The 11,167-nt window shown below is 41.2% G+C and carries 14 protein-coding genes and 1 pseudogene; 14 read left to right on the top strand and 1 reads right to left on the bottom strand.

Annotation, left to right across the window (positions count from 1 at the left end):
* The 3 genes and pseudogenes from DXB43_RS03890 to DXB43_RS03880 form a co-directional block, all read left to right on the top strand.
* A pseudogene (locus DXB43_RS03890) lies at window positions 1-645 on the top strand (ABC transporter permease); the annotation flags it as partial.
* Window positions 646-664: 19 nt separating this feature from the next.
* A complete protein-coding gene (locus DXB43_RS03885) occupies window positions 665-1,342 on the top strand; it encodes a response regulator transcription factor (RefSeq protein ID WP_117946847.1) in 678 nt (225 codons plus the stop codon).
* Window positions 1,343-1,356: 14 nt separating this feature from the next.
* Entirely contained in the window at window positions 1,357-2,364 is a 1,008-nt protein-coding gene (locus DXB43_RS03880) for a sensor histidine kinase (RefSeq protein WP_330417856.1), read from the top strand.
* 80 nt (window positions 2,365-2,444) lie between these two features.
* Here the strand turns inward: DXB43_RS03880 and DXB43_RS03875 are convergent, their stop codons facing one another.
* Window positions 2,445-2,696, bottom strand: a complete 252-nt coding sequence (locus DXB43_RS03875; RefSeq protein WP_055218790.1) for a hypothetical protein — start codon at window positions 2,694-2,696, stop codon at window positions 2,445-2,447.
* Between the two features lie 646 nt (window positions 2,697-3,342).
* On the opposite strand from DXB43_RS03875, the gene DXB43_RS03865 reads away from it, so the two are divergent.
* The 11 genes from DXB43_RS03865 to DXB43_RS03815 all read left to right on the top strand — a co-directional run bounded on the left by DXB43_RS03865 (window position 3,343) and on the right by DXB43_RS03815 (window position 11,155).
* Window positions 3,343-3,870 carry a replication initiator protein A gene (locus DXB43_RS03865; RefSeq protein WP_117603801.1) on the top strand — a complete coding sequence of 176 codons (528 nt, stop codon included), beginning with the start codon at window positions 3,343-3,345 and terminating at the stop codon, window positions 3,868-3,870.
* Entirely contained in the window at window positions 3,870-4,685 is an 816-nt protein-coding gene (locus DXB43_RS03860) for an ATP-binding protein (RefSeq protein WP_117946846.1), read from the top strand. The genes DXB43_RS03865 and DXB43_RS03860 overlap by 1 nt, the downstream gene beginning before the upstream one ends.
* Complete coding sequence (locus DXB43_RS03855; protein WP_004844954.1) at window positions 4,682-4,891, top strand: MerR family transcriptional regulator; 210 nt, start codon at window positions 4,682-4,684, stop codon at window positions 4,889-4,891. Before DXB43_RS03860 ends, DXB43_RS03855 begins: the two co-directional genes overlap by 4 nt.
* A gap of 134 nt (window positions 4,892-5,025) precedes the next feature.
* Entirely contained in the window at window positions 5,026-6,225 is a 1,200-nt protein-coding gene (locus DXB43_RS03850) for a site-specific integrase (protein ID WP_117946845.1), read from the top strand.
* A 413-nt stretch (window positions 6,226-6,638) separates the two neighbouring features.
* Entirely contained in the window at window positions 6,639-7,097 is a 459-nt protein-coding gene (locus DXB43_RS03845; protein ID WP_117946844.1) for a DUF6075 family protein, read from the top strand.
* The gene (locus DXB43_RS03840; protein WP_117946843.1) at window positions 7,097-7,276 is read left to right on the top strand and encodes a hypothetical protein; all 180 of its coding nucleotides are present in this window, start codon (window positions 7,097-7,099) and stop codon (window positions 7,274-7,276) included. The genes DXB43_RS03845 and DXB43_RS03840 overlap by 1 nt, the downstream gene beginning before the upstream one ends.
* 20 nt (window positions 7,277-7,296) lie before the next feature.
* Window positions 7,297-8,082 (top strand): ParA family protein, encoded by a 786-nt coding sequence (locus DXB43_RS03835; protein ID WP_117946842.1) that lies wholly within the window; start codon window positions 7,297-7,299, stop codon window positions 8,080-8,082.
* A complete protein-coding gene (locus tag DXB43_RS03830) occupies window positions 8,072-8,968 on the top strand; it encodes a ParB/RepB/Spo0J family partition protein (protein WP_117946841.1) in 897 nt (298 codons plus the stop codon). Before DXB43_RS03835 ends, DXB43_RS03830 begins: the two co-directional genes overlap by 11 nt.
* A gap of 2 nt (window positions 8,969-8,970) precedes the next feature.
* Entirely contained in the window at window positions 8,971-10,107 is a 1,137-nt protein-coding gene (locus tag DXB43_RS15390) for a DUF6017 domain-containing protein (protein WP_243006636.1), read from the top strand.
* The gene (locus DXB43_RS03820) at window positions 10,088-10,423 is read left to right on the top strand and encodes a DUF6050 family protein (RefSeq protein ID WP_117946840.1); all 336 of its coding nucleotides are present in this window, start codon (window positions 10,088-10,090) and stop codon (window positions 10,421-10,423) included. The genes DXB43_RS15390 and DXB43_RS03820 overlap by 20 nt, the downstream gene beginning before the upstream one ends.
* A gap of 84 nt (window positions 10,424-10,507) precedes the next feature.
* Complete coding sequence (locus DXB43_RS03815) at window positions 10,508-11,155, top strand: hypothetical protein (RefSeq protein WP_117946839.1); 648 nt, start codon at window positions 10,508-10,510, stop codon at window positions 11,153-11,155.
* Window positions 11,156-11,167: the final 12 nt, after the last annotated feature.

The raw sequence follows: 11,167 nt of genomic DNA, 5'->3' as shown, positions 1-11,167 counted from the left end.
TTGGTCACGGACCGTTCTATAACCTTGTCCTTTGCATTGATTCTTCCGGATGAAGCATTTCTATATTATAGTCAGGGAATGTATGATACCTATGTCAATGCGGTGCTCAGTGAGCAAGCTCTGAATGGAAATAGCCTTATGACTGCATATTTGGATTTGAACGAGAAGCTGGACGAAACTGACATTGAATATGAAAGCTATCTTCAGAATATAGGTCGTCAGCTTTTCTACACCATAGCATCCAGTTATATTACCCTCTATCTTGCGATTGTTTTCCTGGTAGTTGCCAACACCATCGTGGGTGTTCAGTTCCTGATGAGTCAGCAGAAAACCGGGCGCAGATACCAGACTCTGATCCGCCTGGGAGCTACTTACGAAACCCTTTGCCAGTCTGCTGGAAAGCAAATTACCTGGTTTATGGGACTTCCTGTATTGGTTGCGGCTGTCAGCAGTTTGTTTGGAGTCAGGGCGTTATTTACAGGGATACTCTCGTCCCGAACCCGTGGGACAGTGGCTGAAATGATGTTTGTATCTGCTGCTATGATTTTGCTGCTTTGCGTGATAGAATATATTTATATGAGAGTGGTCAAGCGCTCCAGTGATCGGTATTTGCTGACACTGATGCAGCCACAGAGAGAAGAATAATTTGGAAGGAGGTGCTGCCGTGAAAAGAATTGCTGTTGTGGAAGATGAAGTCTATATGCGGGAAGAACTCTGCAATATGCTTCAAAAGGACGGGTATCTTGCGGAGGCAATCACCGAGTTGGAAGATGCCGCTCGGCTCCTGGCAGCCCTCCGTCCTGACCTTGTGATCTTAGACCTGAATTTGCCGGAGATCAGTGGCTTTCAAATCTGCCAGGAACTAAAGAATAAAACCGCTATCCCCGTCCTGATACTGACTTCCAGAGATCAGGTAAAGGATGAACTGCAAGCGTTCCACTTGGGTGCTGATGAATATTTGACGAAGCCGTGCAGAAAAGATCGACTTCTTGCCAGGGTATCCAATATTCTCAAAAGGTATGAAGGCCGTACCAATCTCATAGAGGGACCAGATTTCCTGTTAGACCAGAAGACCTACACGCTTTATATTCATAATACCTCTGTCGTGCTTCCAAAAAATCAGGGAAAACTGTTGGTTGCTCTTTTGTCCGGCGGCGATGCTCTGGTCACGACGGAGCAACTTTGCATAGCACTATGGGGAACCACGGAATACATAGACGAAAATGCCTTGCAGGTTAATCTGACCAGGCTGAAAAAGACGATGTCCGGTCTTGAGATGAAGCAGCGAATCGTTGCGGTTCGTGGGATGGGCTATCGTCTGGAAACGGGGGTGGCTCCATGAAGCGGCTTTGGCACATGATAGAACGGTACTACCCCTGGCTGCTGTTGCTGTTGGGCGTGGATTGCTTTTGTGCTATCATTCTTTGGATTTCTGACATTCAGGCATTTCAAACCTTGAGTGGGTTAGTAGTTCTGACAAGCCTCCTTTTGTTTTCAGCAATTCTGTTTGTACTAAACAAGCGGGAGACCACCCGCCGAGAGCTGTTCCGGGATTTCCTCAGTGATCCTGCCATCTGCAACGAGGAACGGCTGCTCAGTGCCATCAGCCGGGAAGAAGGAGAATCTATCCGGCTTCTGGCATCAGTTTTACAGGAACACAAAACTGAGAGTAACAGTATGGCAGATGCCCTACAGGACTATGAAGAATATGTGGAGGGCTGGGCACATGAAGCGAAAACGCCCCTATCGTTGTTGACCATGCTCCTGGATAATCGGAGCAACGAAATGTCTCCTCCCCTGCAAGCAAAACTGGATTATGTCCGCAGTCAGCTTCAGGAGGATGTCACTCAGATGTTATACTATGCCCGGTTAAAGAGCAGTACAAAGGATTATCAGTTTAAGGATATCAATTTGAATGACTGCTTGGGGGAAGTTCTGGAGGACTATGCCCCACTTCTGGAAGAAAAGCAGTTTGTAATTATCAATAAACTGCAATCTGAAACAGTCTATACAGACCGTAGAGGGCTTCAGTTTATGTTGGGACAGATCGTGAGCAATGCCATAAAATATAGCAGCGATAGTCCCATGCTAACAATCTCTATGATACATTCGGAGATCGCAGATGTCCTTTCAGTTGAGGATAATGGCATCGGTGTAAAAAAATATGATCTGCCGTATATTTTTCAAAAGGGCTTTACCGGGGATTCTACTGACAGCAGAAAGAAAGCTACCGGTATAGGGCTTTACCTGGTTAAGAAGATGGCTGACGATCTAAACCTTCGTCTGGAAGCTGCTTCCCCGTGGGAAAAGGGCTTTAAGATAGTCATCTTCTTTCCAAAATTGAAATCCAACGGAGGAAAATAATATAAGCAAAAAACGGGGCTGTAAAATAAGTCTCTGCTAAAGAAACGCTAGTTCCGACAAATGCTGGTTCTGGCGTTTCTTTACATTAATATATGTTTTTTGAAAATCGTCACTGTTTTATGTAAAAAGGGTACACTTAATAAGCTTGGATAGATTTCTTCTGTACGTCCATATTTTTTATATCTTACATGTTGTTTTCGTTTGAAAAGAAATTTACGTCCATTAGGGCATATAGGATTTCCGTTCTCATCTCTTATATAGTTTACAGCACGATAAGGATTCGTGTGATGTTTTTTATCTGCCGTTTCTTTTTTGTACATGGTAAATATCATTAAATTTTTCCATTAAAGGTACAAAGCATTCCATGCCTTGTCTTCCATAAAATCAATTCTACGTTAAAAACATACCGTCTAGACAGCTATTTTTTAAGCTATCATTTGAAAGACATATATAATATATAGGCTCAAATGGTGAAAGTGCCCATTTGGGCCTATTATTGTATGAATTCATACGTTACAACCAGAGCAAGATCCACCCGTGTATTACAGTATTGTCATTTTGACAATATTGTATTACTTACGAGTGGCAGACTTGATGGGGATTACGTCCCCATACCCACGTGAAAATATAATTGCAGGCAATTACATTTTAGCAGATACGCAAGCGTTTCTGAGTAAGCATCATAGACAACAAAATAAGAAAATTTTGATAAGGCATTCACCTGGATAGGTGAGTGTTTTTTTATTTTCAAATATTTAATTAACAGAAAAAATAAAAAAGTTTTCTTCAGGGGGCTGTAAAAATGCCTCTCAGCGTTTCGTATTAATGAAAGGGTATTTTTTGCAGGAAAAATAAAAAATTTTCATCAAGAGCCTGTATTTATGCCCTTCATCTTTTGAATATGTGTAAGGACATTTTTTGAGCCGGCATAAAAATGATTTTTACAACAATTAGAAACAGAAACGAGGTGAGAAAAGAATGAAATATGAATACATGAAGGAGTCAGAGCAGATGCTTCAATACTTCCAGTTTCCGAAGTTTTTGCTAAAACTGCGAATTTCTCAAACTGCAAAATATCTTTATATGATTTTGTACGACCGGGCGCGGATATCAAGAAAGAATAGCTGGATAGACAAGTATGGAAATGTTTATCTGATATTTCCAATAGATGAATTGTCTGTTCAAATCGGCAAATGCAAATCTTCTATAAAAACAGCATTGAAGGAATTAGATGATGAGGGATTATTGGTTCGCAGATCCGGTGGATTTTCAAAACCCAATCATTTATATGTAAAAATACCATCTGATGAGATTGGGCTACAGCCGGTTGAGAATAAGGCGGTTGAAAAGATGGCTTTGATGGAGTCGGAAAAGCAACCATCATCTGGTCGTAAAAATGGCTGTACAGGAGTCGGAAATGTGGCACCTAGTAAAGTAACTGAGAAATATAAAAGTAATAAATATTATGAAGTAAATTATTGCTATGGGAAAGGAGAGAGTTTGTGATGAGAGAAGAAGATACCGTATGTGTAGGTAGTGATGGTTTGCGATACTGCAAAGTCTGTGGGGAAGCGAAAGAAGCATTTTTCCCAGAGGGTGGCTTTATGGGGATGAAGAAACATTCCAGGCAATGTGCCTGTGACAGAAAAGCGTATGAAGAAGAACAAAAATATTTTAAAGAGAAAGAACACCGGGAATTAGTCAGTAGAAATACGAGCATCTGTTTTGACGAGAGCAGGATGGAAGAGTGGACATTTGAGAATGCAGATATGTCAGATGCAGTAATGCATAAGGCAAAAAGCTATGTTGATAACTGGGAGGAAATGAAAAGAAATCATATAGGCTGTTTGTTCTGGGGACCGGTTGGTACCGGGAAAAGTTATATTGCCGGGTGTATTGCCAATGAACTTCTTAAGCGGGAAGTAACGGTAAAGATGACAAATTTCAATACCATTATTGATAATATATTTCCACTGGCAGACAAAACGGAATATATCAATGCATTGGCTTCTTACCAGCTTTTGATTATTGATGATCTTGGAGTGGAACGAAATTCAGAATATGCGTTAGGAATTATTTTTAGTGTCATAGACCGCAGGATCCGTTCGGGACGACCTTTGATCATCACAACGAATCTTCCGCTGAAAGAAATAAAAAGCGAGACCATGTTGGATAAAAGGCGTATCTATGACCGTATTTTAGAAATGTGTACACCCGTGTATGTTGGAGGCACAAGCAAACGAGAAGCGATTGCAAGTATGAAAATGGAGAAAGCGAAAACGCTGTTGAACACAAACAGAGGGAAGGAGGAATGCGAATGAATCATACAGAAAAAACAATACCTGTTTGGAAGAAATATTCTTTAAATGTTTCCGAAGCAGCAGAATATTACGGAATTGGAGAAAAGAGATTGAGACAAATCGCAGGTGAAAATGAAGGAGCAGATTTTATTTTGGAAGTTGGTTCGCATATCCGGTTCAAAAGAAAATTATTTGAAGATTATCTGGACACAGCCAGTACAGTTTAAGTGACAGAATAGAAGAAATAGTAATGAAAATAATGTTCATTTTATCTTAGCGAAGAGAAGGTCTTGTGGTATAATGAATAAACCGAGACGGTCTTCCAAGTTAAATGAGCATTTAATGAAGGAGACGAAATATTATGAGTGAAAAAAGGAGAGATCATAGAGGACGTATATTACACAATGGAGAAATACAGTTATCTGATGGCAGATATAGATTTAAGTATGTCGATGAGATGGGAAAGGAGCGCTGCGTATATAGCTGGCGCTTAGACCATAACGATGCAACTCCGAAAGGAAAGCACCGGGCTTTATCGCTTCGGGAGATGGAGAAGAAAATCCAGGCAGATCATTTTGAACAGATTGCAACAAATGGCGGAAATATGACGGTACTGGAACTGGTTGAAAAATATACATCAACAAAAACCGGTGTCAGACCTACTACAGTTGCAGGATACGGAACAGTTATCAATTTATTGAAGAAAGATCCATTTGGAAAAAGAAGGATTGATACGGTTCGGATTTCGGATGCAAAATGTTGGCTGATACATCTTCAGCAGGTAGAAAAGAAAAGCTATAGTTCCATCCATTCAATCCGAGGAGTTCTTCGTCCGGCATTTCAGTTGGCAGTGGATGATGACCTGATCAGGAAAAATCCATTTCAGTTTCAGCTAATGGAAGTGGTTGTGAATGACAGTGTGACAAGAGAGGCAATCAGCAGGGCTGAGGAACGAAAGTTCCTACGGTTTGTGAAGGAAGACCCTCATTTTTGCAGGTATTATGAAGGAATTTACATATTATTTAAAACAGGCCTTCGCATCTCGGAATTTTGTGGTTTGACGATTTCTGATATTGATTTCAAGGAGCATACGATCAACATCGATCATCAATTGCAGAAAAAATCAAAAATCGGATATTATATTCAAGAGACTAAAACAACCAGCGGAACAAGAAAGATACCTATGACTGCAGATGTAGAGGAATGTTTTCGGGAAATTATAGAAAAACGAAACCCGCCCAAAGCAGAACCTATGGTAGATGGAAAAAGTGGATTCTTATACTTTGATAAAAATGAAAGTATCTGTTATTCCCTGCACTGGGAGCATTATTTTCAACACATCATTCAGAAGTATAATAATACTTACAAAGTACAGATGCCTGTCATCACCCCTCATGTATGTCGGCATACCTATTGCTCAAATATGGCAAAATCCGGAATGAATCCAAAAGCATTGCAATATTTGATGGGCCACTCAGACATCAGCGTAACGCTGAATACATATACGCACGTAAATCTTGAGGATGCCAGGGAAGAAGTTGCCCGGATTCAGGTTGTGTAATTACGATTTTTAATTGAAAATAGCAAGGTGTAAAATGGAAAAACATACACCTTATTTTACACCTTTTGCGGACGATATTATGAGAAAATAAACCAGGTTATGCCAGAAAAGAAAAATTCACAAAGGCTTACAAAGCCCGAAAAACCAAGAAAAACTAAGAAATGCGAGGTTATGCAACAATGATAAAAATACTATTCATTTGCCACGGCAGTATTTTCCGAAAACGCTGAAAACCTTGAATTTAGGGTATGTTTTGGACTCTAAGGGAGCAATTTACTAAGAATTTACTAAGAACAAATATTAGTAAGAAATCCCTAGCACGAATTTAGAAATGAATATGAAACTTAGGACTTTATTAGTTGTGAAAACAATTAGTAGAGTCCTTTTTATTTTCAAAAAAGGAGGTTCAGAACATGAACAATACAGCGTTAGGCGCAGAGAAAATTATTTTTATTAGCGAAGCACATGAGAAATTCTACTATGAAAAATTGAAAGAGGTAAGGTATCAGGATGTGTACCACAAGGCACTTTGCTATTGTCTTGGAATTAGCGATGATACCAGAAGAAATGCAAATCGCATTTATGATTTTGAGACAGGCTGTGTAAAAACAGAATGTTTACATGAAGGCTGGCAGACCAGCGGAAGCGTAAAAGTAGTCAGAATGGCATTTAATCTGTACTGCAATGGTACACCAAGCGTGGACGATTACAAGGACGCAGAGGAGCAGATCAATGAGTGCAGGCAGTATTCAGTGGAAGAATTGTTCTGCTGTGCCTACGCACCGTATTTTTGGCAGGCGATACAAATCCGGTATCCGGAATATGCAACCTATAACCGGAAACTGTATGCCCTGTTTGGAGGAGCAGATTGATGTTAAAAGTTCGATTGATGGGAACAAAGAATGATATTAAATGGTTTGGGAAGATTTTGCAGAGAAATCCCAAGATTGAAGTAACAGAGTTTTCAGATTTATACCCGAACAAGGGTACAAAGAAATTCCACAGGGCTTATGTGGAAGTCAGAAAAAGCAACGTAAAAGAAAATCAGTAGAAAGCAAAGGAGAATTTATCATGTGTAGAGTTATAGCAATCGCAAATCAGAAAGGTGGAGTCGGAAAGACCACCACAACAAGCAACTTAGGAATTGGATTAGCAAAGCAGGGCAAGAGAGTTCTGCTGATAGATGCCGATGCACAGGGCAGTCTTACCGCAAGTTTGGGGTACACAGAGCCGGATGCAATCGAGATCACATTGGCATCGGTCATGGGAAGTCTGATTAAGGACGAGGAAGTTGAGCCGATGGAGGGTATTTTACATCACGAGGAGGGAATAGACCTTATGCCGGGAAATATTGAGCTTTCCGGTCTGGAGGTTTCCCTTGTGAATGTCATGAGTCGGGAGCGTATCATGCAGGAGTACATAAGCATGGTGCGGAATTATTACGATTATATTTTAATTGACTGTATGCCCTCACTTGGCATGATTACCATAAATGCCTTTGCCTGTGCCGACAGTATTCTGATACCTGTGCAGGCAGCATATCTGCCTGTTAAAGGTTTACAGCAACTTATCAAGACCATTGGCAAGGTAAAGCGTCAGATTAACCCGAAACTGGAGATAGAGGGCATTTTATTGACGATGGTTGACAGTAGGACGAATTATGCAAGGGACATCAGCGCCATGCTGAAGGAAGTCTATGGAAGCAGGGTAAAGATATTTACCAACAATATCCCGATTTCGGTAAGGGCGGCGGAGATCTCTGCGGAAGGTGTTAGCATTTATAAGCATGATCCAAAGGGGAAGGTAGCATCAGCCTACAATTCTTTGACAGAGGAGGTGCTTGCGAATGAGCAGTAATACAAAGACAGGAAGCGCATCTAAAATCAAAATGGAGAGTTTTGATGATTTGTTCGGTGGAAGCAGCGCACAGGAAATAGGTGCAGAGCAGATTATCAATGCCCCGTTAGCAGACCTTCATGAGTTCAAAGACCACCCGTTTAAGGTATTGGACGATGAAAAGATGGAGGAAACAACGGAGAGTATCAGACTTTACGGGGTACTTGTTCCGGGAATTGCAAGACCGAGAGCTGGCGGCGGCTATGAGCTGATCGCCGGACACCGCAGGAAGCATGGCTCGGAAAGAGCCGGAAAAACGGAAATGCCGATTATTGTCCGCAATTATTCCGATGATGAAGCAACCATTATCATGGTGGATTCTAATATCCAGAGAGAGGACATTTTGCCGAGTGAAAAGGCAAAAGCCTATAAGATGAAGTATGAAGCCATGAAGCATCAGGGAAAGAAAGCGGGCAAGAATACCCTTGATGAAGTGGGGGAAGCTGCCGGGGAGAATGCGAAAAAGGTACAGCGTTATATCTGGCTTTCAAGGCTGTCCGATGAGCTTCTTGAAATGGTGGATGCCAAGAAATTAGGCTTTTCACAGGGCGTGGACATATCTTTTCTGTCAGAGGAAGCACAGCAGTGGGTAGAGGTCATTATAGAGGAACAGGGCTGTAATGTCAGCACCGTACAATCCGGGAAACTAAAGGAATATGGCAAAAGCGAAGAGCTTACGCTTGCAATGGTGCGGCTGATCCTGACAGAAGAAAAGCCAAAGGAACGTAAGGTTACACTGAAAGCGGACAAGATAAACAAATATTTTTCAGACAGCTATTCCAATGAGGAGATTGAAAATGTCATCATTTCACTTCTTGATAAATGGAGAGAGGAAGGGGCTGTTTGAGCATGGGATATTTGACAAGCGGAAACGAGATTGTTGACGCAATGGGTTCTATAAATATCTCCGGAAACATTATCCCGGCTATCTGGTATAAAACAATCACAAAGGAGAATGGGAAACCATATCTCCTTGCGATTGTTATTTTGGCGGATATTGTCTATTGGTATCGCCCTTCCGAGGTGAGGGATCAGGGAACCGGGCATATTCTTGGATGGAAAAAGAAGTTTTCAGAGGATATTTTAAGACAGAGCTATCAGTATTATGCGGATTTGTTTGGAGAATCGAAGAAAACAGTAAAAACTGCAATGGATAAATTGGAGAGGCTACAGGTAATCAGGAGAGAGTTCCGGACAGTCAGCTACGGAGACGGACTTGTTTGTAATAATGTGATGTATGTGGAACTAAAGCCGGATATGCTTTTCCGACTGACATTTCCAGAGGAAATTCCTGCTATGAATGGGGAGAACAATTCATACGCAGATGTATCCGATGTTAAAATGGGAGGGAGACTCCCTACAAAATCGGATACCCCTATGGAAATTTCGGGAGGGAGGGGTATCCCAAACGGGATACAGGTATCTACAAAATGGGATACAGGTCATGACGAAACGGATAACAGTCTCTCTCCGGAACCGGATACAGGTCTATCCCAAAACGGAGAGACAGATTCATATACTACTGCAAATATTACTGACGGAGAATCTTATCATATCAATCAAGCTGACAGTGAAGCAGAAAAAACGACTGATGCGATGGAGGATGTCAACGCGTATATTGAAATCATCAAGGAGAACATTGAATACGATCACTACATGAAATATAGTGATTGGCAGGACAGGGAGCTTTATGATGAGCTTTTTGAGATTATCTGTGAAGTGGTCTGTGTAAAGCACAAGACGGTAAGGATAGGCGGGGATGATTACCCTTATGAGCTGGTAAAGTCAAAGTTCCTGAAACTGAACAGTTCACACTTGAATTATGTCATTGGCTGCATGAAGAACACCACAACCAAGATTACGAACATCAAGGCATATATGGTGACAACACTCTATAATGCGCCAAGCACAATCAATCATTACTACCAACAGGAGGTACAGCACGATATGTATGGAGGTGGATGGCATGAAAAAGGTATTGTTTAAGGTCATTGTTCCGGCAGTGATCATTGCGGTATGGATGCTGACTTGTTATCCGGTATGCAATAAAGCGGAAGGCTTTGACTGGTTTTTATATTGGATTATAGTAGGGTGTCCGTTTGGTATCCGCCGGATGTTCCTATGGCTGATACCAAAGAATTTCGGTATCAGTGGGAGCATTGGCGTTTTTGCTTTGAATTGCATCATAGGCGGACTGATTGGCGGCGTGGTGCTTATTTTTAAGATAATCGGTATAGCAGGAGAGCTTATCCGTATTGTAACAGGACACTTCTGGACGAAAAGTCCAAAAGTGGAAATATAGAACTTCTGGACATTTTGTCCAAAGGTGGGGCAGTCAGAACATGGCTGCTCTTTTATTGTCAGAAAGGAAGGAGCAAAAAGATATATGGAGTCAATGAGAGATGTGGACAGAGTAATGGAACGGGAAATTAAAAAGGGAAGCACACCTTTACAGTTTGAACAGTTAGGATTTGGAAATTACAGCTACAATGAAATCACTTCAAAGGAAAAGCTGTTGCAGGTGCTTTCCTATCTGTTGCGGGTCGGTGAGTATGAGCCATTCGCCGGAAAAACCATAGGAAACAATGTTTACATGGATATGCGGGGGAAAAAAGCTGTTTTTAAGAGAACCAGACTGACCTATGAGAGAAATAATATTTTTGCAACAATTAAGCGGCTGGCAAAGAAATATAAGCCGGACTATGAGGGAAAGGTGTATCTGGAAACAGTCAGATGTTTCTTTACCATATCTGCGGAAGAATTGGAAAAGTGCCGATACAATTATAAAGGCAAGGACACCTATGCCTTTGTGATGTCTGACAGATATATTATGGCTTTATATACATACTGTCTGTCAGCAAGAAAAGCGGTGGCTTTGGAAAATATAGAGCTGGAGGGACTTTCGGAAGCGGAGCTTTCCATGGTAAAATTAGAGAGTGTCAGGGAAGTGTTATTCCAGACATTATTGCTTGATGATGTGAAATTTGAAGATGGAAAGATGTATGCGGAGTTTTGTAGTATATATCTTCTTTGACAGGGAGGAATT

The sequence above is a fragment of the Roseburia sp. OM04-10BH genome (assembly GCF_003462605.1).
Classification (GTDB): domain Bacteria; phylum Bacillota; class Clostridia; order Lachnospirales; family Lachnospiraceae; genus Roseburia_C; species Roseburia_C amylophila.
The sequence above is the reverse complement of the archived record's forward strand: the minus strand, read 5'-3'. Positions and strand labels throughout refer to the sequence as shown.

Excerpts from the sequence above, each read along its gene's own strand:
- DXB43_RS03840 (WP_117946843.1), top strand. The coding sequence starts at position 7,097 with ATGTTAAAAGTTCGATTGATGGGAACAAAGAATGATATTAAATGGTTT.
- DXB43_RS03830 (WP_117946841.1), top strand. The coding sequence starts at position 8,072 with ATGAGCAGTAATACAAAGACAGGAAGCGCATCTAAAATCAAAATGGAG.
- DXB43_RS03860 (WP_117946846.1), top strand. The coding sequence starts at position 3,870 with ATGAGAGAAGAAGATACCGTATGTGTAGGTAGTGATGGTTTGCGATAC.
- DXB43_RS03845 (WP_117946844.1), top strand. The coding sequence starts at position 6,639 with ATGAACAATACAGCGTTAGGCGCAGAGAAAATTATTTTTATTAGCGAA.
- DXB43_RS03835 (WP_117946842.1), top strand. The coding sequence starts at position 7,297 with ATGTGTAGAGTTATAGCAATCGCAAATCAGAAAGGTGGAGTCGGAAAG.
- DXB43_RS15390 (WP_243006636.1), top strand. The coding sequence starts at position 8,971 with ATGGGATATTTGACAAGCGGAAACGAGATTGTTGACGCAATGGGTTCT.
- DXB43_RS03865 (WP_117603801.1), top strand. The coding sequence starts at position 3,343 with ATGAAATATGAATACATGAAGGAGTCAGAGCAGATGCTTCAATACTTC.
- DXB43_RS03875 (WP_055218790.1), bottom strand. The coding sequence starts at position 2,696 with ATGATATTTACCATGTACAAAAAAGAAACGGCAGATAAAAAACATCAC.
- DXB43_RS03880 (WP_330417856.1), top strand. The coding sequence starts at position 1,357 with ATGATAGAACGGTACTACCCCTGGCTGCTGTTGCTGTTGGGCGTGGAT.
- DXB43_RS03820 (WP_117946840.1), top strand. The coding sequence starts at position 10,088 with ATGAAAAAGGTATTGTTTAAGGTCATTGTTCCGGCAGTGATCATTGCG.
- DXB43_RS03815 (WP_117946839.1), top strand. The coding sequence starts at position 10,508 with ATGGAGTCAATGAGAGATGTGGACAGAGTAATGGAACGGGAAATTAAA.
- DXB43_RS03850 (WP_117946845.1), top strand. The coding sequence starts at position 5,026 with ATGAGTGAAAAAAGGAGAGATCATAGAGGACGTATATTACACAATGGA.
- DXB43_RS03855 (WP_004844954.1), top strand. The coding sequence starts at position 4,682 with ATGAATCATACAGAAAAAACAATACCTGTTTGGAAGAAATATTCTTTA.